Annotated in this window: 26 protein-coding genes; 8 read left to right on the top strand and 18 right to left on the bottom strand. The window is 73.1% G+C overall.

Translation table 11 applies throughout. The annotated features are described in order from the left end of the window. Positions 1-13: 13 nt before the first annotated feature. Complete coding sequence (locus ABD080_RS08155; RefSeq protein ID WP_137769934.1) at positions 14-1,015, bottom strand: alpha-ketoacid dehydrogenase subunit beta; 1,002 nt, start codon at positions 1,013-1,015, stop codon at positions 14-16. Beyond that, entirely contained in the window at positions 1,012-2,139 is a 1,128-nt protein-coding gene (locus ABD080_RS08150; RefSeq protein WP_137771675.1) for a thiamine pyrophosphate-dependent enzyme, read from the bottom strand. The genes ABD080_RS08155 and ABD080_RS08150 overlap by 4 nt, the downstream gene beginning before the upstream one ends. Before the next feature lie 156 nt (positions 2,140-2,295). Between ABD080_RS08150 and ABD080_RS08145 the strand changes: the two genes are divergently transcribed. Genes ABD080_RS08145 through ABD080_RS08135 form a run of 3 tightly spaced genes read left to right on the top strand, consistent with a single transcriptional unit; the run spans position 2,296 to position 5,104 of the window. Further along, positions 2,296-2,661 (top strand): response regulator transcription factor, encoded by a 366-nt coding sequence (locus tag ABD080_RS08145; RefSeq protein WP_137769933.1) that lies wholly within the window; start codon positions 2,296-2,298, stop codon positions 2,659-2,661. Further along, complete coding sequence (locus ABD080_RS08140) at positions 2,658-3,647, top strand: HEAT repeat domain-containing protein (protein ID WP_137769932.1); 990 nt, start codon at positions 2,658-2,660, stop codon at positions 3,645-3,647. The genes ABD080_RS08145 and ABD080_RS08140 overlap by 4 nt, the downstream gene beginning before the upstream one ends. After that, positions 3,644-5,104: a glycosyltransferase family 2 protein gene (locus ABD080_RS08135; RefSeq protein WP_240811250.1), complete on the top strand. Its 1,461-nt coding sequence runs from the start codon at positions 3,644-3,646 to the stop codon at positions 5,102-5,104. Before ABD080_RS08140 ends, ABD080_RS08135 begins: the two co-directional genes overlap by 4 nt. Positions 5,105-5,113: 9 nt before the next feature. On the opposite strand, the gene ABD080_RS08130 is transcribed toward ABD080_RS08135, so the two are convergent. Genes ABD080_RS08130 through ABD080_RS08115 form a run of 4 tightly spaced genes read right to left on the bottom strand, consistent with a single transcriptional unit; the run spans position 5,114 to position 10,092 of the window. Then, a complete protein-coding gene (locus ABD080_RS08130) occupies positions 5,114-6,751 on the bottom strand; it encodes a sensor histidine kinase (protein WP_343904351.1) in 1,638 nt (545 codons plus the stop codon). A gap of 56 nt (positions 6,752-6,807) precedes the next feature. Further along, a complete protein-coding gene (locus ABD080_RS08125; protein ID WP_137769930.1) occupies positions 6,808-8,112 on the bottom strand; it encodes a Gfo/Idh/MocA family protein in 1,305 nt (434 codons plus the stop codon). A 34-nt stretch (positions 8,113-8,146) separates the two neighbouring features. Next, a complete protein-coding gene (locus ABD080_RS08120) occupies positions 8,147-8,749 on the bottom strand; it encodes a P-loop nucleotide/nucleoside kinase family protein (protein ID WP_205750681.1) in 603 nt (200 codons plus the stop codon). Then, positions 8,746-10,092 carry an MFS transporter gene (locus ABD080_RS08115; protein ID WP_240811249.1) on the bottom strand — a complete coding sequence of 449 codons (1,347 nt, stop codon included), beginning with the start codon at positions 10,090-10,092 and terminating at the stop codon, positions 8,746-8,748. Before ABD080_RS08115 ends, ABD080_RS08120 begins: the two co-directional genes overlap by 4 nt. A 342-nt stretch (positions 10,093-10,434) precedes the next feature. Between ABD080_RS08115 and ABD080_RS08110 the strand changes: the two genes are divergently transcribed. After that, a complete protein-coding gene (locus ABD080_RS08110) occupies positions 10,435-12,126 on the top strand; it encodes an HNH endonuclease (RefSeq protein ID WP_343904350.1) in 1,692 nt (563 codons plus the stop codon). 21 nt (positions 12,127-12,147) lie between these two features. Here the strand turns inward: ABD080_RS08110 and ABD080_RS08105 are convergent, their stop codons facing one another. Together ABD080_RS08105 and ABD080_RS08100 are read right to left on the bottom strand one after the other, a co-directional pair. Continuing rightward, complete coding sequence (locus tag ABD080_RS08105) at positions 12,148-13,275, bottom strand: histidinol-phosphate transaminase (RefSeq protein WP_343904349.1); 1,128 nt, start codon at positions 13,273-13,275, stop codon at positions 12,148-12,150. Between the two features lie 71 nt (positions 13,276-13,346). Next, complete coding sequence (locus ABD080_RS08100; RefSeq protein ID WP_343904348.1) at positions 13,347-14,240, bottom strand: alpha/beta fold hydrolase; 894 nt, start codon at positions 14,238-14,240, stop codon at positions 13,347-13,349. Between the two features lie 84 nt (positions 14,241-14,324). On the opposite strand from ABD080_RS08100, the gene ABD080_RS08095 reads away from it, so the two are divergent. The 3 genes from ABD080_RS08095 to ABD080_RS08085 all read left to right on the top strand — a co-directional run bounded on the left by ABD080_RS08095 (position 14,325) and on the right by ABD080_RS08085 (position 16,587). Beyond that, complete coding sequence (locus ABD080_RS08095) at positions 14,325-14,717, top strand: phage holin family protein (protein ID WP_137769927.1); 393 nt, start codon at positions 14,325-14,327, stop codon at positions 14,715-14,717. A gap of 98 nt (positions 14,718-14,815) precedes the next feature. Next, positions 14,816-16,261 carry an adenylosuccinate lyase gene (gene purB / locus ABD080_RS08090; protein WP_137769926.1) on the top strand — a complete coding sequence of 482 codons (1,446 nt, stop codon included), beginning with the start codon at positions 14,816-14,818 and terminating at the stop codon, positions 16,259-16,261. Next, a complete protein-coding gene (locus tag ABD080_RS08085) occupies positions 16,258-16,587 on the top strand; it encodes a metal-sensitive transcriptional regulator (protein WP_137769925.1) in 330 nt (109 codons plus the stop codon). The genes purB and ABD080_RS08085 overlap by 4 nt, the downstream gene beginning before the upstream one ends. A gap of 15 nt (positions 16,588-16,602) precedes the next feature. Here ABD080_RS08085 and ABD080_RS08080 read toward each other — a convergent pair whose 3' ends face one another. Beyond that, on the bottom strand, positions 16,603-17,304 hold the full coding sequence (locus ABD080_RS08080; protein ID WP_137769924.1) for an SDR family oxidoreductase: 702 nt from the start codon (positions 17,302-17,304) through the stop codon (positions 16,603-16,605). Between the two features lie 67 nt (positions 17,305-17,371). Here ABD080_RS08080 and ABD080_RS08075 point away from each other — a divergent pair, with 67 nt between their 5' ends. Further along, a complete protein-coding gene (locus tag ABD080_RS08075; protein ID WP_343904347.1) occupies positions 17,372-18,133 on the top strand; it encodes a CPBP family intramembrane glutamic endopeptidase in 762 nt (253 codons plus the stop codon). Positions 18,134-18,163: 30 nt separating this feature from the next. On the opposite strand, the gene ABD080_RS08070 is transcribed toward ABD080_RS08075, so the two are convergent. The 9 genes from ABD080_RS08070 to ABD080_RS08030 form a co-directional block, all read right to left on the bottom strand. Beyond that, on the bottom strand, positions 18,164-18,487 hold the full coding sequence (locus tag ABD080_RS08070; protein ID WP_103384981.1) for a rhodanese-like domain-containing protein: 324 nt from the start codon (positions 18,485-18,487) through the stop codon (positions 18,164-18,166). A 73-nt stretch (positions 18,488-18,560) separates the two neighbouring features. Next, positions 18,561-19,904, bottom strand: coding sequence for an FtsX-like permease family protein (locus tag ABD080_RS08065; protein ID WP_343904346.1), 1,344 nt, complete (start codon positions 19,902-19,904; stop codon positions 18,561-18,563). Continuing rightward, positions 19,901-20,668 carry an ABC transporter ATP-binding protein gene (locus ABD080_RS08060; RefSeq protein WP_343904345.1) on the bottom strand — a complete coding sequence of 256 codons (768 nt, stop codon included), beginning with the start codon at positions 20,666-20,668 and terminating at the stop codon, positions 19,901-19,903. The genes ABD080_RS08065 and ABD080_RS08060 overlap by 4 nt, the downstream gene beginning before the upstream one ends. Before the next feature lie 118 nt (positions 20,669-20,786). Next, entirely contained in the window at positions 20,787-21,572 is a 786-nt protein-coding gene (pstB, locus tag ABD080_RS08055; RefSeq protein WP_137769920.1) for a phosphate ABC transporter ATP-binding protein PstB, read from the bottom strand. Between the two features lie 29 nt (positions 21,573-21,601). Further along, positions 21,602-22,765 carry a phosphate ABC transporter permease PstA gene (pstA, locus tag ABD080_RS08050; RefSeq protein WP_343904344.1) on the bottom strand — a complete coding sequence of 388 codons (1,164 nt, stop codon included), beginning with the start codon at positions 22,763-22,765 and terminating at the stop codon, positions 21,602-21,604. Positions 22,766-22,769: 4 nt separating this feature from the next. Then, positions 22,770-23,789: a phosphate ABC transporter permease subunit PstC gene (gene pstC / locus ABD080_RS08045; protein ID WP_137769918.1), complete on the bottom strand. Its 1,020-nt coding sequence runs from the start codon at positions 23,787-23,789 to the stop codon at positions 22,770-22,772. A 99-nt stretch (positions 23,790-23,888) separates the two neighbouring features. Next, positions 23,889-25,034, bottom strand: coding sequence for a phosphate ABC transporter substrate-binding protein PstS (gene pstS, locus ABD080_RS08040; RefSeq protein WP_137769917.1), 1,146 nt, complete (start codon positions 25,032-25,034; stop codon positions 23,889-23,891). A 215-nt stretch (positions 25,035-25,249) separates the two neighbouring features. Beyond that, on the bottom strand, positions 25,250-25,837 hold the full coding sequence (locus ABD080_RS08035; RefSeq protein ID WP_137769916.1) for a DUF4190 domain-containing protein: 588 nt from the start codon (positions 25,835-25,837) through the stop codon (positions 25,250-25,252). A gap of 93 nt (positions 25,838-25,930) precedes the next feature. After that, positions 25,931-26,887 (bottom strand): NUDIX hydrolase, encoded by a 957-nt coding sequence (locus tag ABD080_RS08030; protein ID WP_137769915.1) that lies wholly within the window; start codon positions 26,885-26,887, stop codon positions 25,931-25,933.

Here is a 26,887-nt window from a genome sequence, read left to right as displayed (position 1 = left end):
GGCGGTGATCCTTTCAGTGCTGCAGGACGCGGTCCACCGCATCGAGCACCCGGTCGAGGTCGGGGAGGTAGGCGTGCTCGGTGCGCGCGGGCGGATACGGCGTGGAGTAGCCGCCCACCCGCGTCACGGGCGCCTCGAGGTGGTAGAAGCACTCCTCGGCGACGCGGGCGGCGATCTCCCCGCCGAGGCCGCCGGTCACGGGCGCCTCGTGGACGATGACGAGGCGGCCGGTGCGGCGCACCGAGTCGGTGACGGTGGGCAGGTCCAGGGGCGCGAGGGAGCGCAGGTCGATCACCTCGAGCGAGGTGCCGTCCTCCTCCGCGGCGCCGGCGGACTCGAGGGCGAGCGGCACGCTCGGCCCCCAGGCGAGCAGCGTCGCGTCGGTCCCCTCGCGCAGCACGCGGGCCTGCCACGGGGACAGCTCGGGGCGGTGGTCGGGGTCGACGTCGCCCTTGATCCAGTAGCGCTTCTTGGGCTCGAGCATGATGACCGGGTCCTCGGACTCGATGGCCTGGCGGGTCATCCAGTAGGCGTCCTGCGCGGAGGCGGGGGCGAGGATCCGCAGGCCCGCGGTGTGCGCGAAGAGCGCCTCGGGGCTCTCGGAGTGGTGCTCGACCGCGCCGATGCCGCCGCCGTGCGGGATGCGGATGACCATCGGCAGGGTGACGCGGCCGCCGGTGCGGTAGTGCATCTTCGCGACCTGCGTGGTGATCTGGTTGAAGGCGGGGAAGACGAAGCCGTCGAACTGGATCTCGACGACGGGCCGGTAGCCGCGCATCGCGAGGCCGACGGCGGTGCCGACGATCCCCGCCTCGCCGAGCGGCGTGTCGACCACGCGCAGGGCGCCGAACTCGTCGAAGAGGCCGTCGGTCACGCGGAACACGCCGCCGAGGCGGCCGATGTCCTCGCCCATGAGCATGACGTGGTCGTCGGCGCGCATGGCGTCGCGGAGACCGGCGGTGATGGCCTTGGCGATGGGCAGCGTCGTGGCGTGCCCGGAGCGGGTCTCGGTCATCGCGCGGTCTCCTCGTCCTCGAACTGGGCGGCGTACTCGAGGTACTGCTCGCGCTCGGCGTCCACGACGGGGTGGGGCTCGGCGTAGACGTGGTCGAAGATCATCACCGGGTCCGGGTCCTCCATGCCGTGGATGTGGTGGTGCAGCTGCATCGCGAGGTCGTGGCCCTCCTCGTCGCAGCGCTTCACGTAGTCCTCGCCGATCTCGCCGAGCTGCTCGAGGTGGCGGCGCAGCCGCAGGATCGGGTCCTTCTCCGCCCATTCCTGCTCCTCGGCGCCGGGACGGTAGCGGGAGGCGTCGTCGCTCGTGGTGTGCGCGGCCATGCGGTAGGTGACGGCCTCGATGAAGCGGGGCCCCTCCCCCGCGCGGGCGGCGTCGAGGGCGCTGCGCACGGCGCCCATGACGGCGAGCACGTCGTTGCCGTCCACGCGCACCGAGGGGATGCCCCAGCCGCGGGAGCGCTGGGCGAGCGGCACGCGGGACTGGACGGCGGTGGGGACGGAGATCGCCCACTGGTTGTTCTGCGTGTAGAAGACGGTGGGCGCCTGGAAGGAGGCGGCGAAGGTGAAGGACTCCGCGACCTCGCCCTCGCTCGAGGCGCCGTCGCCGAACAGGGCGAGCACGGCGGTGTCGGTGTCCCGGTCGCCGGTGCCGACGAGACCGTCGCGCTGCAGGCCCATCGCGTAGCCGACGGCGTGCGGGGCCTGGGAGCCGAGCACGATCATGTACGGGTGGGTGCGCAGCTCCGCGGGGTCCCAGCCGCCGTGGCTGATGCCGCGGAACATCTCGAGCAGGCGCCAGGGCTCGATGCCGCGGGCCCACGCGACGCCGTGCTCGCGGTACGTGGGCACGAGGTAGTCGTGGGCGCGGGACGCGTGGCCGGCGCCGATCTGCGCGGCCTCCTGCCCCAGGGCGCTCGCCCACAGGCCCAGCTGGCCCTGCCGCTGGAGGCTCGTCGCCTCGAGGTCCGCGGCGCGGATCATCACCATGTCGCGGTAGTAGCCGCGCAGGCGCTCGGGGGTCTGGAGGTCGTCGTCACCGCCCCCGCCCGCGCTGCCGTCGAGGACGGCGTCGAACTCGTCGTGCGGGGTCCGTGTGCCGTCCGGTGCGAGGAGCTGGATCATCGGCTCCTGGTCGGCCACGGCGGGGATCGTCGTCTGGAACACGCTCACGGCGGAGAGACTAACCTACGGTGGCGTAGGTTCCAAGCAGGGCTCCGTGCAGGGAGGTGCCCCGCCGGCGGTCGCACCGCATGCCGCACCGGCATCTAGGCTTGACCCATGGCGCACATTCTCGTGGTGGACGACGACCCGGACATCGTGGAGCTCGTCTCCCTCAAGCTGCGCGCGGGTGGGCACGAGGTGACCGTCGCGGGCTCCGGCGAGGCGGCGCGCGATGTGCTCGCCTCCCGTCGCGACGTGGACCTCGCGGTGGTCGACCACATGATGCCCGGGATGACCGGCGTGGACCTCGTGAGGGCGCTGCGCGCCGAGGGATCGCAGCTGAGGATCCTCATGCTCACCGCCCGCAGCCAGGAGCGCGACCTCGAGAACGGCTTCACCGCCGGGGTCGACGACTACATGACCAAGCCCTTCTCGCCCCGTGAGCTCGCAGCCCGGGTCGGCGCGATGCTCGCCCGCCGATGACGCTCCTCACGCCGCACCTGATCCTCGTCGCCCTCGCCGCGCTCTGGACACTCATCGCCGCGACGGTCCTGCTCATCCTCCTCTCCCACGCCCTGCGCCGGGGGAGATCCCGGCACCGAGAGGAGCTGGACCGCAGGGCCCGTCCCCTCGTCGTGCGCTTCGCCCTCGCCGAGGAGGACGACCCCGCGCTCGAGGGCACCCTCGCCCGCGCCTCCGGCGCCTTCGGCGACCGGGTGGACGAGCGCCTCCTCTCCGTGCTCGAGACCCTCCGCGGCGACTCCCGGGAGCGCATCGTCGCCCTGCTCGTGGACCGGGGGCACCCGCCCCGGCTGCGGAGACGGGCTCGGTCCCGACGCACGACCGTGCGCGCCGCCGCCCTCCGCCGGCTCGGACAGCTCGCCCTCCCCACCGACGAGGACCTGATCCGCGGGGCCACCGCCGACCCCTCACCCGTCGTCGCGGCGATCGCGATCCGGGCGGCGGCGTCGTACCCCGGCCGCGCCTCCGTCGCCGCGGCGCTCGAGCGTCTCCGCGGCCGCGGCGAGGTCCCCGCGCTGGTGGTCGTCACCTCGCTCATCGCCCAGGGTGCCGCGTCCGCCGACGCCCTGGCCGCGATCCGGGAAGGCCTCGTCGACCCGTCGAGCCGCGTGCGGGCCGCGTGCGCCCAGACGCTCGGGGAGCTCACGAGCACCGCCGACGCCGCGGCGCTGGGCCGCCTCCTGCGCCGCGACCCGACCCCCGGGGTGCAGCTCGCCGCCGCCACCGCCCTCGAGCGGGTCGGCCGGGCGTCCGCCGTGCCGGCGCTCCTGGACGGGACCCGCTCCCCCTGGGGCCCGGTGCGCACGCACAGCCTGCTCGCCCTCCTCGCCCTGCCCCGCGAGGTCACCGCCGCGGCCCTCGCCGAGGTGGCGCGTCGGCCCGATCCCCTCCTCACCCCGCTGCTCGCGGCGCAACCCGCACCACCGTCCCCGGAGGCCCACCCGTGATCGAGCTCCTGGACCTCACCGGCACCACCGCCCACCAGGTCGTCCGGACGGTGCTGATCTGGACCGCCTGGCCGACCCTCGCGTACTTCGTGGCGATCAACGCCGTCTACCTGTGCCTGGTGCTGCTCGGGTTCGCGGACACCCGGCGCTCGGCCGCACGGCGCTCCGTCCTCGACCTCGCCGAGACAGCCACGTCCCCGGTCTCCCTGGGCCTGACGGTGATCCTCCCCGCGTACAACGAGTCCGCGGTGATCATCGAGTCGGTGCGCTCCGCGCTCGCCCTCGACTACCCCGACCACGAGGTCGTCGTCGTCAACGACGGGTCCACGGACCCGACCCTCGCCGTCCTCCGGGAGACCTTCGACCTCGTCGAGAGCCGCCGTGTCGTGGACACCGGGCCGCATCTGGAGATCCGCGGCCGCGTGCGGGGCGTGCTCGAGCCCCGCGACCCCTCGATCCCGCTCGTCGTGCTCGACACCGAGAACTCCGGGCGCTCCGACGCCGTCAACGCGGGGATCGGCCTCGCCGCGAAGGACCTCGTGGTCATCATGGACTCCGACTCCGTCATGGACCCCGACGCCCTGCTCCTCGCGGTCCAGCCCTTCCTCGACGACCCGCTGCGGGTCGTCGCCGCCGGGGGGAACATCCGCGCCGTCAACGGCAGCCGCGTCGTCGCCGGCCGCGTCACCGCGGAGGGCATGCCGCGCCCCTGGCTGGCCCGCTTCCAGGTGGTCGAGTACCTCCGGGCGTTCAGCCTGGGCCGGGCGGGGTGGTCCCGCCTCGGTGCACTGCTGCTCATCTCCGGCGCCTTCGGCGTCTACCGACGGGACGTGCTGCTGGCCGTCGGCGCACTGGACCCCGACACGATCGGCGAGGACTTCGAGCTCACCCTCAAGGTCCATCGCTGGTGCCGCCGGCGACGCCGCGACTACCGCGTCGTGTACGTCTCCGAGCCGACCTGCTGGACCGAGGTGCCCTCCACCCTGGCCGTGCTGCACCGCCAGCGCGCCCGATGGCACCGCGGGCTGTGGGAGGTCCTGTGGAAGTACCGCGGCATGCTGCTGAACCCCCGCTACGGGCGCATCGGCATGCTGGGGCTCCCCTACTACTGGCTGTTCGAGCTGCTCGCGCCGCTGTTCGAGGTGCTCGGCGCGGTGATCATCCTCGCCGCGCTGCTGACCGGTGCCGTGAACGCGACGATGACCCTCGCCCTGCTGGGCGTCGCGATCGGATGCGGCGTGCTGGTCACGATCCTCTCCGTGCTCCTCGAGGAGATCTCCCTGCGACGCGCCTCCACCGCGGGGGACCTCCTGCTCATGATGGGCTGCGCGCTGCTGGAGAACCTCGGCTACCGTCAGCTCACCGCGGTGTGGCGTCTCCAGGGCTGGTGGCAGGCGGTGCGCGGGAGGACGGCGGTGTGGGGCGAGATGACCCGCTCCGGGTTCGACGCCTCCTGACCCCTGTCCTCAGGTCCGCACCAGCGGGATCCTCATCTCCACCCGGGTCCCCACGCCCACCTCGGAGGAGATCGCCATCTCCCCGCCGTGCGCGCGCACGATGCGACGGGTGATCATCAGCCCCAGGCCGTACCCGGCGACGCCCGCGCCCGTGGCCGTGCGCGCCCGGAAGTACGGCGTGAACAGGCGCTCGAGGTCCTCCGCGCCGATGCCGATGCCCTCGTCGGCGACACCCAGGACGGCATCGGGCCCCTCGGTGCCGAGCGACACGGTGACGGTCCCGCCCTCGTGGGCGTACTTCACGGCGTTGGTGAGCACGTTGTCGACGGCCTGCCCGAGCCGCTCGGGGTCGGCGTTGACCAGCTCCACGGACGCGGCGACCCCGGCAAGGTCGACGCGGAGCCTGCGGGCCCGCAGCCGCGGCTCGAGCGCCTCCACCTGCCGGCGGAGGAGCTCGTCCAGGGCGATGACGCGACGGGGTCCCCCGCCGGACCCGATCCGGTCGCCGCTCACGGTGCGGGCGGTCTCGAGCAGCCCCAGGATCAGACGCTGGAGGCGTTCGACGTTGCGGCTGACCACGGCCAGGTGCCGGCGGATCGTCTCGGGGTCGCCGCCCGCCCCCTCGGCGACCTCGTCCTCGATCAGCTCGACGTACCCGGTGATCGAGGTCAGCGGGGTCTTCAGCTCGTGGGAGATGTTCGCGAGGAACTGCTCCTCCTGGAGCACCGCCCCCAGGGAGGCCGTCACGTCGTGCACGACGACGAGCATGCGGTCGGGGTCGAGCCGCGTGGAGGAGACGGAGAGCGCGACCCGGCGCCCGGTCGCCCCCGAGGACCAGACCGCCTCACCGTCCAGCTCGCTGCCGCGGGCGGCACGGGCCAGCGGGTGACGCTCCGGGGGCAACGGACTGCGCCCGCTCTCGCCGAACACGGGATCGGCGAGCAGGTCGTGGACGTCGAGGCCGCGGGAGGCGCCGCGCAGCCGGCCGGAGGACTCGAGCACGCGGCCGTCCTCGTCGAGGACGAGACTCACCACGCCGAGGGACGCGCTCACGGCCTCGAGGCGGCGCGTGTGCTCGTCCAGCCGCACCATCGCCGACGCCACCACGAGCCCCATGGCGGCCACGAGCAGGCTCGAGGCCAGTCCTCTCGAGAGCACGGCCACGGGATCCAGCGCCGGGGTGATCACGAGGCCCAGCGGCACGGAGAGGAGCGAGATGCCGATGCCCAGCATCGCGCCCCGGTAGCGCAGCTGGGCGGCGAGCCACACGCAGGGCACCGCCATGAGGAAACCCTGGAACCCCATGACGTTCGCGAGCGACCACCGCGAGACGGCGAGGACCAGCAGGTCCGCGACGGGGAGCAGGATCAGGAGGTCCGCGGAGCGGGGTCGTGCCACCCGGCCCGCGCGGCCGACGACGACCGTGACGAGCAGGACGAGGGTGAACAGGTGGACGGCGACCTGGCCGCCCCAGTACAGGGCCGGGTTGCCGAGCGTCCGGTCGCTCACCAGCAGCACGCCCACCAGCAGGCACGCCGAGAGCGTGAGCTGGTGGGCGAGCGCAGCACGAGGACCCAGCAGCCGGGGCCCCGGCCCTGTGGCGAGCAGCCGACGGCGGAGCTGCTCGAGAGGGGTTCTTGGGCTCATCCGTGAAGCCTAGCGACGCCACCGACCCTCGTGCGCCGCAGGGGGCCGGTGTCGGGTCAGGCGCCCGTCGTCGTGCCGCCCGCCTCCGCCACGGCACGCTCGAGCGCGGCCTTGTCGAGGGTCTCCTGCTCGGCGTCGAGGTCGACGACGGGCAGCGGGCAGTCGCCGAGGTCCTGGATCTCCAGGCGGGCGCCGCCGGCGCGCATCGACTGGTGGGCGATCACGCCGGGGAGCGTGTAGCGCGCGGCCTGCCAGGCGTTGACGACGGGCTGGTGGCCGCCGGAGACGGCGCGCGCGAAGTCGTCCACGAGGAAGTGGTGGGCGCCCTCGTGGCCGTTGGGCATGCCCTGGAACTCGGCGGGCAGGCGGGTCTGGTGGTGCGCGGGCGAGGCGCCGGCGACGAAGGCGTCGCGCAGGGTGGGAGAGACGTCGGCCAGGCGCGGGTCGTCCAGGCTCATCGTGCTGCCGGTCGCGACGAGCTCGGTGACCTCGAGGACGGTCTCCTTGTCGTGCCAGTAGGTGACGTCGACGGTCTCCTCGAAGCTCGCCTCCTCGCCGAAGAAGCGGAAGCGGGACTCGCGCTTGTGGCTCGGGTAGCCCACGCGCCGCAGCTCGTTGGTGCGGAAGGCGCCGCCGTTGTCCATCTCGAACAGGGCGAAGGCGTTGGAGACGTCGTTGTCGAACTGGGAGACGGTCTTGTCGAAGACGCCGTCGCCGCGGGTGTCCGGCCGGCCGATGCAGGAGACTGACACCGCGTGGCGCTCGCCGAGCACGCCGAGGATCCCGCCGATCGAGTGGGTCGGGTAGAGCATGGGCGGGTAGGAGGCGGTCGACCTCCAGCCCTCACCGCCGGAGTACTTGTAGGCGTCGTAGAAGCCGAGGTCCATGTCGTGGACGTAGTCGCCCTCGGCGTAGAAGACCTCGCCGAACGCGCCGGAGCGGTGGATCCGGCGGGCGAGCACGACGGCGGCGTTGTACTGGCTGGTCTCGCCCATCATGTAGACGAGCCCGGTCTCCTGGACGAGGCGGGTGATCTCGCGGATCTCCGCCTCCTCGATCGCCATCGGCACGGCCGAGTAGACGTGCTTGCCGGCCTCGAGGGCGGCGATCGCGATGCGCCCGTGGGTCCAGCGCTGGGTGAAGATCGCGACGGCGTCGACGTCGGAGGCGAGGAGCTCCTCGACGGAGCCGAAGCGGCCGGCGAAGCTCACGGCGTGCTCGGGGCGCTGCTCGAGCGCGTCGATGCGCTCGGGGACGTCGTCCACGGCGTAGACCGCGGAGATGTCGGGATGGGCCGAGAAGAGCTCCGCGAAGTGGGACCCGAACTGTCCGATCCCGATGATGCCCAGCGTGAACGACATACTTCCTCCTTGAAATAAAGTGTCGGGAGGAACGCTACGGCACGTGCGGGGACGGAGGCAAGGGGTCTCCCGCCCCCATGTCGCCCAGCGCCGGCCAGCGGGAGTCCGCCCACGCCGTCCACGTCGCATGGCCGACGGGCGGCGCAGGGAACGGGGTGCCCGCGATCTCGTCCGCCGTGGGCGGCGTGAACAGGGCGAGGTACCGGTCGTGGTCCTCGTCGGACATCGCGAAGGTCGTGTGCGGGGCGGCGCGGAAGCGCTCGTCGGCGCGGCGTCGCCGCTCGGGCTCGGGGACGGAGAAGGACTCCAGGCGGAACCCGGCCCCCGCGGCCGCGGCGATCGCCCGCAGCGACCACCGCTCCTCCGCGGACCAGCAGCCGAAGTCGAGCACGACCGAGGAGCCGCCGCGCAGGACCTGCACGGCGGTCCAGATCATGCGCCCCTCGAGCACGTCCCGGCTGCCGTCGACGTCCGACGCCCCGAAGAGCGGGTTCATCCACTCGTCCGGGGCGAGCCGCAGGATCCGGTGCCGCTCCGCGAAGGCCCGCGCCCAGGTCGTCTTGCCGGTGCCCGGGAGCCCCACGGTGAGGTGCAGCGTCGGCCCCGTCGATCCCGCCGATCCCGCGAGGGCGCTCACAGCCGGCGCCAGCGTCCGCTGCGCCAGACCTCGCGCCACGGCGGCACCTGGAGGCCGCGCGCGGCCATCCGTCGGCGCAGCCGCCAGCGGGAGACCAGCATCCCCGTGACCCCGAGCGCGAGCAGCGGCAGCTGGACGGCGAAGGCGAGGCGGAAGGCCTCGAGGTCGTAGTCGCCCGCGGGGCGCTGGAGGTCCAGCAGCACGCCGATCAGCAGCGTGGCCACGAGCCCGCCGATGAACCCGCCCATGATCACGACGCCCGTCGCCGTGCCGAGGCGGTGCTGGGCGAGGTCCGTGCGCGGGAAGTCGAAGCCCACCGAGGAGGCGGGGCCGCCCACGGAGAACCCGGCGACCATGACCAGCAGCAGCCACAGCGGCGCCGGCCCCGGCCAGAGCACGAGCGCGGTGAGCGGCAGCACGATCGAGAGCACGATGAGCAGCACGAGGGTCGAGCGGCGCAGCGGATGGCGCTGGGTGAGCGCACCGACGAGCGGGCCACCCACGATCGAGACCACCACGAGCACCGTCATCACGCCCGAGGCCGCCGCACGGCCGAGCCCCTCCCCGGCCGTCAGGTACGGGTAGCCCCACATCATCGCGAAGACGATCCCGGGGAAGCCGGCGGTGAAGTGGGAGAAGAAGCCCAGCTGGGTCGAGGGATGGCGCACGATCCGCGCGACCTGCAGCGGCATCCGGCGCAGGTCCTGTCGGGCCCGCGGCCGCGGCGCACCCGGCGGCACGGCGCGCACGATCAGCAGGACGAGCAGCGCGGCGACGGCGCTCATCCCGGCGGCGCCCGTGAAGGCCGTGGTCCACCCGGCCGCGCCGAGCAGGGCGACGAAGGGCACCGCGGAGGCGATCTGGCCGACCTGGCCGAGGATGCCGGTGAGCTGCGTGAGCACGGGGACGCGGGAGGCGGGGAACCAGGCGGGCACGAGCCGGATCGCGCTCGAGAAGGTCAGCGCGTCCCCGGCACCCACGACCACGCGGGCGAGGATCGCGGTGCCGACGACGTCCGCATGGGCGAGCAGCAGCTGCCCGCTCCCCATGAGCAGCGCCCCGGCGACGAGCGTGACGCGGGAGCCGTAGCGGTCCAGGAGCAGGCCAGCGGGGATCTGGGCGAGCGCGTAGACGAGGAGCTGGAGGACGACGAAGGTGGAGACGATCGTGGCGGAGGTGCCGAAGCGCTCGGTCGCCTCGAGGCCGGAGACGCCCATCGTGGTGCGCTGCAGGACCGCGATCGCATAGGCGAGGATCGCGACGATCCAGACGAGATGCGCCCGCGGACCCCCGAGCCGTGCGGGCATCCGCTCCCGGGCACTCGTCGCGGCACCCCGCACCATGCAGTCCTCCCCTGCCGGCGCCGTCCCCGCGCAGGGCCTGCGCGGCGCGCGCCGATCCACCTCGTCCGACGCTCCCAGGGTAGCGGCGCAGCCGCTCGCACCTCACCGGTGACCACCTCCGCGTCACCCTCCGCCACCCCGCCGCTCCCGCACGCCCCTCCCTCCGCACCCCAAGGTCCAACCTTTCCTCCCCACGGCCCATCCATCCACATTCACGGTGCAGTCCTTGACATCGGGGACACCCACTGACCTCGAGTGATGTCACCATCTGTCCACGGATACCTGTCCACAGATTCGTCGTACACCCTTTCGAAATCGACTCGCTCATGGGAGAATGGAGGCATGTCGACGACGCCCCGCTCCCCCGCCGCCCAGGAGGGCCCCACGCCCTTCCGGGCCACGGCCGCGAGCCTGCGCGACGGCGACCTGGCGGGACTCGGCCACCTGCTCGGGGACGTGGCGCACTGCCTCGCCGATCTCGCCGCGGAGCCGGGTGAGCTCTTCACCCCCGAGGCGCCCACCACCGCAGCGGAGGCGGGCTCCCGCACCCTCGTCCACCTGCTCGCCGTCCAGCAGGACCTGCGCGCCGCGCTCCAGGTGCTCGAGGCGCGCACGGCCGTGGCCCTCGAGACGCAGACCCGCCGGGAGGTCGAGGCCCGCGCCCGGGACGAGGCCGCGCACGAGCAGGCCGCGCTCCCGTCACCCACCGCGCTCGACGACCGCGCCGCCGCGATCGCGCGCCGCGACCTCTCGCTGATCTCCAGCCGTTCCCCCGCGCACGCCGGGCGCGCCCTCGCCGTGGCCCACCGGCTCGTCGAGGAGATGCCGCAGGTCCGCACCGCGCTCGCCCGCCACCTCCTCTCCCCCGAGGTCGCCACCGCGCTCGCGACGGCGACCGCGACGGTCACCTCCGCGCAGCGTCGCGAGGTGGACGCGGCCCTCGGCGAGCGCCTGCCCTACCTCGACGGCGCCGGGCTGCGGGACTGGAGGGACGAGGCCCACGGGATCATCGCGGGCCTCGACCCCGAGGGCGCGACCCTGCGCCATCGCCGGGCCCGTCGCACCCGTTCCGTCACGCTCACCCCGGGGGCGGACGGCATGGCCCGGTTCTCCGCCCTGCTGCCCGCAGTCGACGCGCACCTCGTGCACAAGCGCCTCTCCCTCGAGGCGGAGCGTCGTCGCGCCGACGGCGCCTCGGACGGCCACGTGGCGATCATGGCGGACTCCCTCGTGGACACCGTGCTGGGACGCGAAGGCGCGATGGAGCAGGTCGAGCTCGACGTCGGCGTCATCATCACCGACCGCGCCCTGCTGCTGCCGGACTCCGGGGACCCCGCCCGCATCGCCGGCTACGGAGCCGTCCCGCCCGAGGCGATCCGCGAGCAGCTGCGCGCCTGCCTGACGCCGCCCGCACCGTCCTCCGTCGACCACCCCGTCGCCGACCCCTTCGGGGCCGACGGCCCCGAGGTGCGCGCGGTGCTGCGACGCCTGTACACGCATCCCACGAGCGGCGAGCTCGTCGCGGTGGAGTCCCAGGGCCGGGCGTTCCCCGCGGCGCTCGGTCGCTTCCTCACCTGGCGGGACACCTCCTGCCGTGGTCCGTTCTGCAACGCCGCCGCCCGCCAGCACGACCACGTGCACCCTCACGCACGGGGCGGGCCCACGAGCGCGAGGAACGGCCAGGAGCTCTGCGCGCACTGCAACGACAAGGAGCAGCAGCTCGCGCGGGTCGAGACGATCGGTGCGGCGGCGGAGCATGCCGATCCGCCGGGCGGCACCGCGCAGCAGAGTCCGCCCGCGCACCGCGTGGCGTGGACCGGGCACAGCGGCGTCACGCGCGTCACCGGGCCGCGCCCGCTGGTCCGACCCCTGCCCGCGAAGCGCGCGCCGTCCGTCTCGGCGTCGCCCGGCTCCTCGACCCAGGAGAGCCTGCGGACGCACCTCCGTCGCCGTCGCCGGCCGCCTGCGCCGGCCCACCCTCTCGGGGTCGCCCTCGAGAGGCTCCTCGCCGGTCACCGGCCTCCCCGGGGATGACGCTCCCGGGGAGAGAGGTGCTCAGCGCTGGTCGGCGCGCTCCCGCCAGGCGGCGGCCGCAGAGATGAGCAGATCGCTCGCCTCCGCCTCGGCGATGGAGGCACGCACGCCGTCCGTGCCGTAGCTGCGCAGCACGACCCCCCGCTCCTCGGCGAAGGCCGCGAAGGCCGCGGAGTCCTCACCGAGCGGGAAGTAGACGAAGTTGCCCTGCGAGGCCGGGAGCTCCCAGCCCTGCGCGGCGAGGGCCGACTGCACCCGTCCGCGCTCGGAGCGGATCCATGCCGCCTGCTCGTCGAGCCGTTCCCGCACAGCGGGCTCCAGGGTCGCGAGGGCCGCGGCCTGCGCCGGCAGGCTCGCCCCGAAGGGCACCGTCACCTGGGACAGCGCACGCGCCAGGCGCGGGTGCGCGATCGCGTACCCGATCCGCAGGCCCGCGAGGCCCTGCATCTTCGAGAAGGTCCGCAGCACCACGACGTTCCCGTGGCGCCGGAACAGCGCGGCGGTGTCCAGCACCGTCCGCGGGTCGTGGAACTCGCGGTAGGCCTCGTCGATCGCGACGACGACGTCCTCGGGCACCGACCCCAGGAACTCCTCGATCGCCTCCGTGGTGAGCGAGACGCCGGTGGGGTTGTTCGGGGTGCACAGCAGCACGAGCCGGGTGCGCTCGGTGATCGCCGCGGCCATCGCCGGGAGGTCGTGCTCGAGGGCGTCGGTGAGCGGCACGGGGACGGAGGTCCCACCGTGCGAGCCCACGAGGATCGGGTACGCCTCGAAGGAGCGCCAGGCGAAGACCACCTCGTCCCCGTCGCCCACGAGCGCCCGCACGAGGTCGCCGCTCACGGCGACCGCCCCGGTGGAGAGCACCACCTGGGAGGGGTCCACGCCGTGCTCCGCACCGAGCGCCTCGCGCAGCTGCAGCGCGGCCGCGTCCGGGTACCGGTTCGTGCCCGTCATCGCCGCGATCGCCGCGTCCCGCACCTCCGGCAGCGGCGGGAACGGCGACTCGTTCGAGGAGATCTTGAAGCGGCGGCGCCCGTCGTCGGCCGGGGGCCGGCCGGCCACGTAGGCGGGGAGCGCCTCGAGGGCGGGCCGCACGCGGATCGACTCGACGGGCTGGGCAGGCTGGGGCTGGGAGGGCTGGTCGGGCATGCCGTCAGGGTATGCCGTCCCGACCCTGCCGACCGCCGCGTCCGTGGGGCGCGAGGAGCGGAGAGTGTCGCTCAGCCCAGCAGCCGCAGGATCTCCTCGACCACGAGCTCGGGCTGGTCGACGGGGACGAGGTGCCCCGACCGCTCCGCGGCGACGAACCGGCCCGCACCTGCGCCCGGTCTCGGCCCGGCGCGCTCGCGGTGCGCCGCGGTGAGCTCGTCCCGCAGCCGCCGGCCGAGCCCCTCGGGTCGCCTGCCTGAGATGACCGTGAGCGGCACCCCGCGGAGGTCCGGCGGGTCGAGCCGCAGATGCCGCAGGCCGCGCGTGATGTGGCGGGCCTCCTCGCGCACGGTGCGCGCCGCGGCGGCGGTCGCGACGGACGCGGCGGCCTGCTCGCGATGGGCCTCGGGCAGTCCGCGGGTCGCGGAACGCTGGAGGCGACGCAGCAGGTGCGCCCGGTCCAGCAGCACCATCGCGTGGCCCTGCACGCGGTTCATCACCTCGACCGTCGGGGTGAAGTACAGGTCGGCGAGCTCGTCCGCCGGGTCCACGAGCACCACGCCGGCGACCGCGCGCCCCTGGGCGGCGAGGTCGGCGGCGAGCGTGCGCACCACGGGTCCGCCCCAGCTGTGGCCCACGAGCACGAGCCGTCGGTGCGGCACCGCCGCGACGACCGTCCCGAGCTCCGCGGCGAGCGCACCCAGGTCCCGGGGGCCGCCCGCCGGGTCGCTGGCCCCGTAGCCGGCACGGTCGTGGGCGAGCACCTGCAGCGGGCCGACGGGCCCTGCCGCCGCGAGGCCGTCGAGCACCGCTCCCCAGCTCGCCGCCCCCGCCCCGAGCCCCGGCTCGAGCAGCACGAGGTCCCCCTCCGGGTCCCCCACCGCCGTCCCGTCCGTCGAGCCGACGGACCCCAGCAGGTGCACACGACGGCCGTCGACGACCAGATGGCGGGAGAGAGCGCTCATGCGCCGATCCTCGCAGCGCGATCGAGGGCCCGGCACGGGGATATCCCCCGTGCGCCCGCCCGGGCCGACGGCGATGATGGGGGCATGCGATTCCTCGGCCACATCATCGTCACGTCCCTCGCCCTGTGGGTCACCGCCCTGATCCTGCCCGGCATGCACCTCGGCGACGACTCCGCCTCGATCCTCACCCAGGTGCTCACGATCGCGGCGATCGCCCTCATCCTCGCGATCCTCAACACGATCGTGAAGCCGATCCTGTCCCTCCTCGCCCTGCCGATCACGTGCCTGACGCTGGGTCTCTTCCAGCTCGTCATCAACACGCTGATCCTGCTGCTGACCAGCTGGGTCTCCGGCCTGTTCGGGCTCACGCTGGCCTTCGACACCTTCTGGTGGGCGCTGCTCGCGGGCGTCATCATCGGCATCCTCTCCGCGATCGTGGAGGCCGTCACGGGGATCGGCGACCGCGAGGACGCCTGACCCGGGAGGCCCGCCCTCCCCTGCGCATCCCGCCCCTGCCCGGCCCGACCCCCGGGCAGGGGCCGACGGCGGCCCGCATCTCTGGGAGAATCACCCCCATGGCTCACTCCTTCGCGGACATCACTCCCCCGATCGCCCTCACCCCGCTCGACGGGCGCTACCGCTCGCAGGTGGCCCCGCTCGTGGACCACCTCTCCGAGGCGGCCCTGAACCGGGCGCGGCTCGTCGTCGAGACCGAGTGGGTCATCCACCTCCTGGACCGCGAGGCGATCCCGGGCCTGCGCACCCTCACCGAGGACGAGCGCGCCCTGCTCCGCTCGATCCCCGAGGAGTTCGGCGCCAAGGGCATCGCCGAGCATGCCGAGATCGAGCGCGAGACCGTCCACGACGTCAAGGCCGTCGAGTACTACATCAAGCGCCGCCTCGCCGGCACGAGCCTCGAGCCGCTCGCCGAGATCGTGCACATCTACTGCACGAGCGAGGACGTCAACAACCTCTCCTACGCGCTCATGGTGCGCGGGGCCGTGCACGACGTGTGGCTGCCCGCCTACGAGGCCGTCATCGGCGACCTCGCGCAGCTCGCCCGGGACACCGCGGAGGTCCCGATGCTCTCCCGCACCCACGGCCAGCCCGCGACCCCGACGACACTCGGCAAGGAGCTCGCGGTGTTCGTGCACCGCCTGAGCCGCCAGGCCCGCAGGATCCCCGCCAACCAGATCCTCGGCAAGATCAACGGCGCGACCGGCACCTACGCCGCGCACGCGATCTCGGTGCCGGGCACGGACTGGGAGGAGGTCTCGCGCAGCTTCGTCGAGCACCTCGGCCTCACGTGGAACCCGCTGACCACCCAGATCGAGTCCCACGACTGGCAGGCGGAGATCTACGCGGACGTCGCCCGCGCCGGCCGCATCCTCCACAACCTCGCGACGGACGTCTGGACCTACATCTCGCAGGGCTACTTCCGCCAGCGCCTCTCCGCGCAGGGCGGCACCGGCTCCTCGACCATGCCCCACAAGGTCAACCCGATCCGCTTCGAGAACGCCGAGGCGAACCTCGAGATCTCCGGTGCCCTGCTGGACTCGCTGTCGCAGACCCTCGTCACCTCGCGCCTCCAGCGCGACCTCACCGACTCGACCACGCAGCGCAACATCGGCACGGCGCTCGGCCACTCGCTGCTCGCGATCGCGAACCTGCGCAAGGGCCTCGCGGGTCTCGACGTCGACCCGGACGCCATGGCGGCGGACCTCGAGGGCAACTGGGAGGTGCTCGGCGAGGCCGTCCAGTCCGTCATGCGCACCCTCGGCGTGCAGGGCACCACGGGCATGGACAACCCCTACGAGCGGCTCAAGGAGCTCACCCGCGGTCACCGCGTCACCGGCGAGGGCATGCGCGAGTTCATCGAGGGCCTCGGGCTCCCGGAGGCCGAGCGTGACCGCCTGCTGGCCCTCTCCCCCGCGACCTACGTCGGCTACGCGGCGCGCCTCGTCGGCCACCTCGACGAGGACCCTGTCGGGGGCGACACCGGGGGGTCGACCGCGTCATGACCGCTCCGGAGGCGGCCGCCCACGGCGACCACGGCACGCACGGGGATCCCGGGTACCAGGACTCCAAGGCCGCCTACCTGCGACGGCTGAGGCTCATCGAGGGGCAGGTGCGCGGGATCGGCCGGATGGTCGAGGAGGACACCTACTGCATCGACGTCCTCACCCAGGTCTCCGCGGCGACGAAGGCGCTGCAGTCGGTGGCGCTCGGCCTCGTGGACGACCACATCCACCACTGCGTGCACGACGCCGCGGAGTCCGGGGACTCCGAGGAGCTGGACCGCAAGATGGCGGAGATCATGGCCGCCGTGAAGCGGCTCATGAAGTGACGCCGCCCCGCGAGCTCAGCGCGGGCGGACGCTGAGCTCGTCGATGCTCGCCTCGGCCGGCAGGTCCAGCGCGAGCCGCACGGTCGCGGCGACCGTCGCGGGGTCCACGTAGTCGCTCTCGCGGTACTCGCCCTTCTCGAAGTCCCGCAGCTGGCGCTGCATGTCCGTCGCGACCCGGCCCGGGTGCACGGAGCTGACGCGCACGCCGTGGGCGCGCTCCTCGTCGCGCAGCGCGTCGGTGAGGGCACGCAGCGCGAACTTCGAGGCCGCATAGGCGCCGCCTCCGCCCTTGGCGGTGTAGCCGCTGCCGGAGTTGATGGTGACGACGGTGCCGCGGGCCTCCCGCAGCGCCGGCAGCAGCAGCCGCGTCAGCTCCGCGACGGCGGTGACGTTCACGGTGAGCGACCGGGTCCAGTCCGCCGTGGAGAGGTCCTCGACCCGGCCGCTGACGAGCACGCCCGCGGAGTGCACGAGGCCGTCGAGCCCGCCGGGGAGGTCGAGGGCGCCGACGGCGGCCGCCGTCGCGGCGGGGTCCGCGAGGTCGGCGACGAAGGTCTCCGCGGAGGGGAGCCCCGCGGCGAGCGCGGTGAGCGCCGCCTCGTCACGACCGCCGAGCAGGAGGTGGTGGTCCGGGGCGAGGGCGAGCGCGATCTCGCGACCGATCCCCCGGTTCGCACCGGTGACGAGGACGCGCGGGAGGGCAGTGCTGTCGTTCATGCCTCGAGTCTGCCATCGGTGCCGCCGCTGCTCCTGACGCTAGACGGTGGGTGGGAGCATGTGCCCCATGGAACCCGTCTCCCCCACCCGGGGGCTGCTCCGTGCCGAGCTGCTCATCGTGCTCGGGCTGTCGCTGGGCCGCAGCGCCGTCTACTCGCTCATCGCGCTCGTCCAGGCCCTCGCGGCGGGACCGCTCGCCGGGCAGTCGACCTCGCTGAACACCTCGCAGGCGCGCGACCCGTGGCTCGACCTGCTCTACCAGCTGCTCTCGATCGGCTTCACCCTCGTGCCGGCGGCGCTCGCGGTGCTGCTGCTCGCGCTCACCGCGGGGAGCCTCGCCCAGGCGCTCGGCGACCTGGGGCTGGACCTGCGCCGGCCGGGCCGCGACCTGTGGCAGGGCGTCGCGATCACGGCGGCGATCGGCGTTCCCGGCCTCGCCTTCTACCTCGTGGGGCGCGCCCTCGGCATCACGGTCGAGGTGATCCCCGCGGCCCTCGACGCGCACTGGTGGACGATCCCGGTGCTCCTCCTGCAGGCCCTGAAGAACGGGATCATCGAGGAGGTGGTCGTGGTCGGCTATCTCGTGCAGCGGCTCGAGCGCCTGGGCTGGTCGGGGAGGCACATCGTCATGGTCTCCGCGGTGATCCGGGGGGCGTACCACACCTATCAGGGCCTCGGCCCGGGCGTCGCGAACCTCGTCATGGGGCTCGTGTTCGCGCAGTGGTTCCGCCGCACCCGTCGCACCGCGCCGCTGATCGTCGCGCACACGCTCATCGACGCCTTCGCCTTCGTGGGCTACGGCCTCGTCAAGGACGTGCTCCCGCTGTAGTCCGGCCCGGCGGCCGGCCGACGGCGGGGCTCAGAGCACGTACGGCTCGCCCTCGCCGTCGGAGACCATCGGCAGGCCCGACTCGAACCAGAGGTCCATGCCGCCCACCACGTTGATCGCGTCGTACCCGTTGCCGTTGAGCCACTGGGTCACCTGGGCGCTGCGCCCGCCGGAGCGGCACACGATGTACAGGTCGCCGTCCTCGGGCAGCTCGTCGAGCTTCTCGAGCAGCCCGCTCGCGGCGAGGTGCGTCGCGGTGGGGGCGTGCCCGGCGTCCCACTCGTTCTGCTCGCGCACGTCGATCAGGTGGGCGCCCTCGGGCACCTCGGCGGGGGTGACGACCTGGTTCTGCATCTCCATGGCGTCCAGCGTAGTGGGGCGGGGCGCGCGATGGGGAGGCGAGGATCCCCGCCTCCCCGCCTCCCGATCAGACCCGCACGCCGCGGCGGACGAGCGGCGCCGAGACCGCGACCGCACCGAGCACGAGCGCGTACGCCCCGATCACGGTCGCCACGTACTGCACGAGCGCCGCGGGGTCCGGCGTCGAGGCGCCGACGGTCGCGACGACCACCAGCAGCGCCGTCCCCGCCGCGAGCACGGAGCTCAGCAGCACGGGCAGCAGCGCCTGCAGCATGCGCGCCCGCTGCAGCTGACCCACCTGCGCGCCGGCCACGTGCTGGGCCCGCAGCACGGGCATCTCGTCGATCACCTGCGCGGTGCGGGTGATCCCCGTGGAGATCGCGGCGAGCACCGCGGCGATCGCGAGGGTGAGCAGGCCGCCCGTGCTCATCGCGGTCATGAGGATCGCGTCCTCCGGTGTCGACGCCTCGCCGAGGTTCGAGATCACCGTGAGCAGCCCGGCGACGACCAGGGCGATCGTGATCCCGGAGACGGTGCGCCAGGCGGCGCGGGGATCCGCGGCGAGGCGGCGAGCGGCGACGAGCAGCCCCGCGGTCGGGGCCGTGGCTGCGAGAGCTCGGCCGAGCAGCCACACCACGAGCGGGCCCACCACGTTCACCCCGGCGACGACCCCGCCCACCAGCACGATCATGATGATCAGCATCCCGGCCAGACCCGCGACCGCGGAGACGACCTGGGCCAGCTGGGTCGCGGCGACCAGCAGCACGATCAGCACCGCCCAGACCGCGAGCCGCAGCAGGCTCATCCGCACGGTGCGTGACTCCCGCGCCACCCCGAGCGGGCTCAGCACGACCCCGGCGAGCGCGACCGCCGCGGAGCCCAGGGCGACCAGCAGGATGCCGATCACCACGAGCGGGTAGGCCCACACGGGCAGCAGCAGCTCCCCCACGGCGAACGGGGCGATCCCGAAGTCGAGCGCGGTGAGCGCGGGGGTCACCGCGAGGTGCGCGAGCACGCCGAGCACGGAGCCCAGCAGCGCCTGCGCGGCGACGTCGAGCAGCGCGATCCCGCCCACCTGGGCGGAGGTCCCGCCCACCAGGCGCATCGCGGCGAGGTCCCGCTCGCGGCGGGCGAGGGACAGCCGCGCGGCGGCCCCGCCGAAGCCGACGGCACTCGGCACCAGCAGCACGCTCGCCGTGAGCGCGCAGAAGGCGAGCATGCCCATGATCGAGTCCTCCCCCGAGGCGGAGGGCCCCAGCGCATCCGCGGGCATGCGGCCCACGAAGGCGAGCAGCCCGCCGAGGACGGTCGAGGTGATCGCGGTGGAGGCGGCGAAGGCGAGGACGGGCAGCGTGTCAGCGAGGGCGCTGCGTCGGCGCAGCAGCAGCGGCGCGGCGGCGAGGACGCTCATCGTGCCTCCCCCGTGCGCTGGAACTCCTGGACGATGACGCCGTCGCGCATGGCGACCGTGCGCCGGCAGACGGCGGCGACCTGCGGGTCGTGGGTCACCATGACGAGGCTCGCGCCGGAGTCGCGGCAGGCGCCCACGAGCACCTCCAGCACGGACCGGCCGGTGGCCTGGTCCAGGGCACCGGTGGGCTCGTCGGCGAAGACGACCGGGGGACGACCGGCGAGGGCGCGGGCGATCGCGACGCGCTGCGCCTGGCCGCCGGAGAGCTGGCCGGGACGGCGGTCGTGCATCCCCGCGAGACCCAGCCGGTCCAGCCAGCCGCGGGCGTCCGCCGTCGCGGTGCGGCGCGGCGTGCCCGCGAGCATCCGCGGCAGGATCACGTTCTCGAGCGCGGTCAGCTCGGGCAGCAGCCGCCCCTCCTGGAAGACGAAGCCGAAGGCGCCGCGCCGCAGCCGCGTGCGCGCGGCGTCGGGCAGCGAGGAGAGGTCGGTGCCGTCGTGGTGCACGGTGCCCGCCGAGGGGCGGAGGATGCCGGCGAGGACGTGCAGGAGCGTCGTCTTGCCGCAGCCCGAGGGGCCCATGATCGCGAGGGAGTCCGCCCGGGCGATGTCGAGGTCCACCCCGGCGAGCGCGCGGGTCGTGGGGCCCTTCCGGCCGGAGTCCCCGAAGTCGCGGACGAGGGAGCGGGCGGAGAGCACGGCAGGGCCGGCGGAGGGGTCGGGCTCGGACGGGGAGCGGTAGGTGGAGGGGATCGCTGTGGTCATGGCACGAGCTTCCGTCGCGGCCACCGGGACGCGCGTCGGCCCCGGGATCGATCTCCCGGGGCCGACGTCAGACCGTGGTGTGAGGCGGGGCTCCTCCCAGGGGGAGTCCCGCCTCCGCTCACCCGAAGCGACCGGAGATGTAGTCCTCGGTCTGCTTGTTCTCCGGGTTCGTGAACATCTTCTCGGTGTCGTCGAACTCGATGAGGTGGCCGGGCTTGCCGGTGCCGGCGATGTTGAAGAAGCCCGTGCGGTCGGAGACGCGCGAGGCCTGCTGCATGTTGTGGGTCACGATGACGATCGTGTAGTTGTCCTTGAGCTCATGGATGAGGTCCTCGATCGCGAGGGTCGAGATCGGGTCCAGGGCCGAGCACGGCTCGTCCATGAGCACCACCTCGGGGCGCACCGCGATGGTGCGGGCGATGCACAGGCGCTGCTGCTGACCGCCGGAGAGGCCCATGCCGGGCTTGTCGAGGCGGTCCTTGACCTCGTTCCAGAGGTTCGCGCCCTTGAGCGAGGACTCCACGAGCTCGTCGGCGTCGCGCTTGCTGATGCGGCGGTTGTTGAGCTTCACGCCGGCGAGCACGTTGTCGCGGATCGACATCGTGGGGAACGGGTTCGCCTTCTGGAAGACCATGCCGACGCGGCGGCGCACGTTCACCGGGTCCACACCCTGGGCGTAGATGTTCTCGCCGTTGATCTCGACGGTGCCCTTCGCGTAGGCGCCCGGGATCACCTCGTGCATCCGGTTCAGGGTGCGCAGGAACGTCGACTTGCCGCAGCCGGAGGGGCCGATGAGCGCGGTCACCGAGCGCGGCTGGATCGTCACGTTGACGTCCTCCACGGCGAGGAAGTCGCCGTAGTAGATGTTGAGGTCCTCGACGGTGATGGGCTGGGGGGCTGCCATCTCGTGTGTCCTTTCGCGGTCCCGCCGCCTCAGCGGCTGAGCTTCGGGGAGAAGTAGTGGCTGATGAGGCGGGCGATGATGTTGAGCACCATGACGATCACGATGAGCGTGAGCGCGGCGGCCCAGGCACGGTCGATGTTCGTCGTGATCGAGCAGGAGTACACGTCGCCGTTGACCACGTTGGTGACGGTGTCGCTCATGCAGTTGGCCTTGCCGGCACGGTACTGCTGGTTGATGAAGGTCGGCAGGGTGGCCATGCGGCCGTCGAACATGCTCCAGTTGACGCCGGTGACCATGCCGACCGTGAGCAGCAGCGGCGCGGTCTCGCCGATCACGCGCGCGATCGCGAGGGTGATGCCCGTGGTGAGGCCCGCGATCGCGGTGCGCAGCACGACCCGCACCACGGTGAGCCACTTCGGCACGCCGAGCGCGTAGGCCGCCTCGCGCAGGTCCAGCGGCACCAGGCGCAGCATCTCCTCGCTCGAGCGGACCACCGTCGGGATCATGAGCAGGGACAGGGCGACGGAGCCCATGATGCCCATGCGCACGCTCTGGTCCGGCATGAAGGCGAGGAACAGAGCCAGGCCGAACAGGCCGGCGACGATCGACGGGATGCCGGTCATGATGTCGACGAGGAAGGTGACGCCCATGGCGAGGGTGCGCTTCCAGCCGGTCGAGGAGTACTCCACGAGGAAGATCGCCGTGAACAGGCCGATCGGGATCGAGATGACCGAGGCCCAGAAGGTGATGAGCAGGGTGCCGATCGCGGCGTGGAGCACGCCGCCGGCGTCGGCCCCGCCGATGACCCCGGACATGTCCGAGGTCCAGAAGGCGAAGGGGTGCGGCGCGGCCTTCACGACCCGCGAGCCGCCCTCGACGATGACCTTCCACAGCAGCGAGAGCAGCGGGAACAGCGCGATCGCGAAGGCACCGATCACGAGCAGCATGACCACGCGGTCCGCGGCCCAGCGCCGACCCTCGCGGACCCGCGAGTAGACGTAGGTGACGACCAGGTGCAGGACGTAGCCCAGCAGGATCACGCCCACGATCGACAGGTTCCCGAACGTGGCGAGGACCAGGGCGGCGAGCACGAGGGAGGCGGCCCCCGTCAGCAGCAGGTGCCAGAGGGGCAGGCGGCGCTCGGCGGCCCGTGCCCCGGAGAGGGTGCTCGCAGTGGTGGTGGCGGTGCTCATGACCTCAGCCCTTCACGGTCGTGCGGGAGACGATCCACCGGGCGATCGCGTTGATGATGAACGTGAGCACGAACAGCACCAGGCCGGTGTAGATCAGGTAGGACATGTCCGCCCCGGAGGACTCCGCCTGCTTGGAGGCGATGTTCGCGGCGATCGTGTTGTGCATGCCGACCTCGAGGATGTGCCACGAGAAGGTGGCGCCCGGGGCGAGGATCATGAGCACGGCCATCGTCTCGCCGAGGGCGCGGCCGAGGCCCAGCATCGACGCGGCGACGACGCCCGAGCGGCCGAAGGGCAGCACCACGGTCTTGACAACCTCGAAGCGGGTCGCGCCGAGCGCGAGCGCCGCCTCCTCCTGGAGCCGAGGCACCTGGAGGAACACCTCGCGGGCCATGGCGGTGATGATCGGCAGGATCATCACGGCGAGGACGACGGCGGCGGAGGCCAGGTTGCGCATGGGGGCGGTGGGATCGCCGGCGAACAGCGGGATGATCGCCTCGCCGGAGGGGACCAGCGGCACCCACGAGGGCCACACGAGGGTCTGGTTGAGGAACACGTACAGCGGCTCGAGGCGGGGCACGAGCCAGACGCCGCCCCACAGGCCGTAGACCACGGAGGGCACGGCCGCGAGCAGGTCGATCATGTAGCCGAGCCCGGCGGCCATGCGGCGGGGCGCGTAGTGCGAGATGAACAGCGCGATGCCGATCGAGACGGGAATCGCGATGACGAGCGCGATGAGCGCCGCGAGCACCGTGCCGAAGATGTACGGCGCGACCCCGCCGATCAGCGAGAAGGCGGGGTCGGCGGTGCCGAAGATCCCGGCGAGCTCCTTGCTCTCCCGGAAGGCGGGCATCGACTCCGCGGTCAGGAAGATCGCGACGAGCGCGAGCGTCACGAAGATCAGGATCCCGGATCCGACGCTCAGGGTGGAGAAGAGGGTGTCGCCGAAGCGACGGCCGCCGCTCCTCAGGGAGGACTGCTCGGGCGCCTCCGGTGCATCCGGGGCGACGTCGGTGCTGCTCACGATGGGCCTTCCTCGAGGATCACGGGACGGGGAGCGCGGCCGTGGGGGCGGGTCGTGGAACGGCCCGGCGCCACGGCGGTGTGCGCTGTGTGCAGGATGTCAGCCGACGGCGATCGCGTCGATCGCGGCCTGCGCCTCGGAGGAGAGCTCGTCGGAGAGCGGGGCGGCGCCCGCGTTGTCCGCGGCGGCCTTCTGGCCCTCGGCGGAGACGATGTAGGAGGCGTAGGACTTCACCGCATCGCCCGTGGCCTGATCGGCGTAGGAGCCGCAGACCGCGAGGTAGGAGACGAGCACGAGCGGGTAGGCGCCGGACTCGGTCGTCGTGCGGTCGAGCTTCACGACGATGTCGTGGTCCTCGCGGCCCTCCTCGCGCGGGGAGGCGTCGACGGCCTTGGCGGCGGCATCGGCCGAGTAGGGGACGTACTCCTCGCCGACCTTGATCGCGGCGGTGCCGAGATTGCCGGCCTGCGAGGCGTCGGCGTAGCCGATGGTGCCGTTGCCGCCCTCGACGGTGGAGATGAGGCCGGAGGTGCCCTCACCGGACTGGCCGCCCGAGGTGGGCCACTCCTCGACGGGGCCGTCGGTCCAGACGTCGCCCGCGGTCTCGGAGAGGTACTCGGTGAAGTTCTCCGTGGTGCCGGACTTGTCCGAGCGGTGCACGGGGACGATGTCGAGGTCCGGGAGGGTCGCGTCCGGGTTCTCCTTGGTGATCGCCTCGTCGTTCCACTTGGTGATCTTGCCGGAGAAGATCCCGGCGATGGTCTCCGGGGAGAGGTTCAGCGAGTCGACGCCGTCGAGGTTGAAGACGACGGCGATCGGGGAGATGTAGACGGGCAGGTCGAACGCCTGCTCACCGTTGCAGACCTCCTTGGAGGAGGCGAGCTCCTCCTCGGTGAGGGCGGCGTCGGTGCCCGCGAAGGCGGCCTGGTTGGAGAGGAACTGCTCACGGCCGGTGCCCGAGCCCACGGAGTCGTAGGTGACGTTGAGCGAGCCGCCCTGCGCCTGGACGAGGCCCATGAAGGACTCGGTCCACGCGGTCTGGGCGTTCTGCTGCGAGGAGGCGCCGGCGCCCGCGAGGCTGCCGGTGAGCGAGGCGTAGTCGCCGGACGCCGCGGCGCCGCCGTTGTCCGAGCCGGAGCCGGAGGTGGAGCCGGTGTCCGACCCGCCGCCGCAGGCGGTCAGGGCGAGCCCGCCCACGAGGCCGAGCGCGGCGAGGGAGGCGAGCTTGTTCTGGCGAACGTTCACTGCGAGTCCTTTCGGGGGCCGGAGCCCGGACTGTTCCGTCGAAGGTCTGGAGGTCTGACGGCAGTGACGGTAGGGAGGGGAGGTGACGGGGTTCCCCCACGCGCATGAACATTGGGTGAACGGGATCCACGTCTCCGTGAATGCGCAGGTCAGATGGACGAATCGTCTACGTCACAGGTTTGGTCACGGTCCGGTCACAGGACCTGCGGCGGGCGTCAGTAGTCCGTCGGGACCGTCGCCACGAGCACGAACATGAGGACGATGTAGACGATCCAGAAGGCGAGGAGCAGCGTGCCGAGGATCGACGTCACCAGACCCGCGATCGCGAGACCTCGACCGCCCTGCACGGGCACCGCCCCGGGTGCCGTCTGGCGCATGGCGATGATCGAGAAGATCAGGCCGACGGGTCCGACGATGCCCTGGCACAGCGTGAGGGAGAGGATCCCCAGCACGAGCGCGGCGATCGCGCTGCCGGCCGTGGGCGGCGCCACCGCGTAGGCGGGCATGCCGTAGCCCGCCGTCGCGTAGGCGGGGGTGGCGTAGGCGGCGTCGGCGGGCGCGGCGACGGGCGAGCCGCCGAACTCCGGCCCGAAGCCCGGCGAGGCGAGCTGGTCCTCACCGCCGGTGGCGGAGCTCGTCGTCGCGTACGGGTCGTACGCGCCGTAGGGGTCCGAGGCCGAGCCGGAGGACGTGGAGCCGTAGGGATCCGAGGAGCCGTAGGGGTCGGAGGAGGAATAGGGATCGGAGGTGCCGTACCCCCAGCTCCCGTCGCCGCCCTGGCCGCCGCTGTGTCCGTCGCTCATCGTCGCCCCGTCTCCCCTCGTCCCCGGATCGGTGGTGCCCCGGGGTCCAGCCCCGCATGCTACCGGCCGTGCGGGGACGCCCGCCCCGTCCGATCAGCCGATGTTCGGGAGATGTCGCTCGATCGCGACGACGCTGCCGGAGGGCGTCGTGTGCAGCACGAGCGCCTCCCCCGCGGCGAGGTACGGGTCCTGGCGCGGCAGCTCGAGCGCCGCCCCGCGGGCGGAGACCCGGCGCACCGACTCGATGATCGTGGGCAGCACCGGGCGGTGCGTGCACACGACCGTCGCGCGCGCCTCGTGCATGACCCGCTCGACCACGGCGGCCGTGCGCGAGGGCCGGTCCGCATGGCCGGCCTCGGTCAGCTCGGCCTTCGTGCGCACGTCCAGCCCCGCCTCCTTGGCGAAGGGCTCGACCGTCGTCCGGCATCGCTTCCAGGGGCTCGAGAGGATCCGCGACGGATCGAAGGCGTCCAGCAGCGGCGGCAGGGCCTGCGCCTGCTTCTTCCCCTTGCCGCTCAGCGGCCTGCTCTTCTCTCCCTTGCTCTCCCCCTTGCGCCACTTCGCACGGGAGACGGCCGCCGCGTGCCGCTGGATGATGATCGGCACCGTGCGCAGCTCGTCGGCGTCGAGGTGGCGGCGCAGCGACTCGACCGTCACCACGTCGCTCTGCCGGGTGAGCAGGGCCGTCGCCTCGTCGAGGTCCACCCAGCGCACCTCGTCGATCTCGCGCGGGTTCTCCGGGCCGGGCGCGACCTTCGCCCGCACCGTCGCCGTCCAGTACTGGACGATCTTCGTGCGGCCGTCGGGCAGCAGGTACACGGAGGCGGGGAGCGGGCGGTGCAGCCGCACCCGGTAGCCCGTCTCCTCGGCGACCTCCCGCACGGCCGCGGCGGGGAAGGTCTCCCCCTTGTCGAGCTTGCCCTTGGGCACCGACCAGTCGTCGTAGCGGGGACGGTGCACCAGCATGACCTCCACGCCGGAGGCGCCCTCGCGCCAGGCGAGGGCGCCGGCGGCGAGGACGGGCGGCGGGGTCCCGGGGGCGACGCGCAC

This window comes from Brachybacterium rhamnosum, assembly GCF_039526185.1.
Lineage (GTDB): Bacteria > Actinomycetota > Actinomycetes > Actinomycetales > Dermabacteraceae > Brachybacterium > Brachybacterium rhamnosum.
The sequence above is the reverse complement of the archived record's forward strand: the minus strand, read 5'-3'. Positions and strand labels throughout refer to the sequence as shown.

Excerpts from the sequence above, each read along its gene's own strand:
- ABD080_RS08155 (WP_137769934.1), bottom strand. The coding sequence starts at position 1,015 with ATGACCGAGACCCGCTCCGGGCACGCCACGACGCTGCCCATCGCCAAG.
- ABD080_RS08150 (WP_137771675.1), bottom strand. The coding sequence starts at position 2,139 with ATGATCCAGCTCCTCGCACCGGACGGCACACGGACCCCGCACGACGAG.
- ABD080_RS08145 (WP_137769933.1), top strand. The coding sequence starts at position 2,296 with ATGGCGCACATTCTCGTGGTGGACGACGACCCGGACATCGTGGAGCTC.
- ABD080_RS08140 (WP_137769932.1), top strand. The coding sequence starts at position 2,658 with ATGACGCTCCTCACGCCGCACCTGATCCTCGTCGCCCTCGCCGCGCTC.
- ABD080_RS08130 (WP_343904351.1), bottom strand. The coding sequence starts at position 6,751 with ATGAGCCCAAGAACCCCTCTCGAGCAGCTCCGCCGTCGGCTGCTCGCC.
- ABD080_RS08125 (WP_137769930.1), bottom strand. The coding sequence starts at position 8,112 with ATGTCGTTCACGCTGGGCATCATCGGGATCGGACAGTTCGGGTCCCAC.
- ABD080_RS08115 (WP_240811249.1), bottom strand. The coding sequence starts at position 10,092 with ATGGTGCGGGGTGCCGCGACGAGTGCCCGGGAGCGGATGCCCGCACGG.
- ABD080_RS08110 (WP_343904350.1), top strand. The coding sequence starts at position 10,435 with ATGTCGACGACGCCCCGCTCCCCCGCCGCCCAGGAGGGCCCCACGCCC.
- ABD080_RS08105 (WP_343904349.1), bottom strand. The coding sequence starts at position 13,275 with ATGCCCGACCAGCCCTCCCAGCCCCAGCCTGCCCAGCCCGTCGAGTCG.
- ABD080_RS08100 (WP_343904348.1), bottom strand. The coding sequence starts at position 14,240 with ATGAGCGCTCTCTCCCGCCATCTGGTCGTCGACGGCCGTCGTGTGCAC.
- ABD080_RS08095 (WP_137769927.1), top strand. The coding sequence starts at position 14,325 with ATGCGATTCCTCGGCCACATCATCGTCACGTCCCTCGCCCTGTGGGTC.
- purB (WP_137769926.1), top strand. The coding sequence starts at position 14,816 with ATGGCTCACTCCTTCGCGGACATCACTCCCCCGATCGCCCTCACCCCG.
- ABD080_RS08085 (WP_137769925.1), top strand. The coding sequence starts at position 16,258 with ATGACCGCTCCGGAGGCGGCCGCCCACGGCGACCACGGCACGCACGGG.
- ABD080_RS08080 (WP_137769924.1), bottom strand. The coding sequence starts at position 17,304 with ATGAACGACAGCACTGCCCTCCCGCGCGTCCTCGTCACCGGTGCGAAC.
- ABD080_RS08075 (WP_343904347.1), top strand. The coding sequence starts at position 17,372 with ATGGAACCCGTCTCCCCCACCCGGGGGCTGCTCCGTGCCGAGCTGCTC.
- ABD080_RS08070 (WP_103384981.1), bottom strand. The coding sequence starts at position 18,487 with ATGCAGAACCAGGTCGTCACCCCCGCCGAGGTGCCCGAGGGCGCCCAC.
- ABD080_RS08065 (WP_343904346.1), bottom strand. The coding sequence starts at position 19,904 with ATGAGCGTCCTCGCCGCCGCGCCGCTGCTGCTGCGCCGACGCAGCGCC.
- ABD080_RS08060 (WP_343904345.1), bottom strand. The coding sequence starts at position 20,668 with ATGACCACAGCGATCCCCTCCACCTACCGCTCCCCGTCCGAGCCCGAC.
- pstB (WP_137769920.1), bottom strand. The coding sequence starts at position 21,572 with ATGGCAGCCCCCCAGCCCATCACCGTCGAGGACCTCAACATCTACTAC.
- pstA (WP_343904344.1), bottom strand. The coding sequence starts at position 22,765 with ATGAGCACCGCCACCACCACTGCGAGCACCCTCTCCGGGGCACGGGCC.
- ABD080_RS08035 (WP_137769916.1), bottom strand. The coding sequence starts at position 25,837 with ATGAGCGACGGACACAGCGGCGGCCAGGGCGGCGACGGGAGCTGGGGG.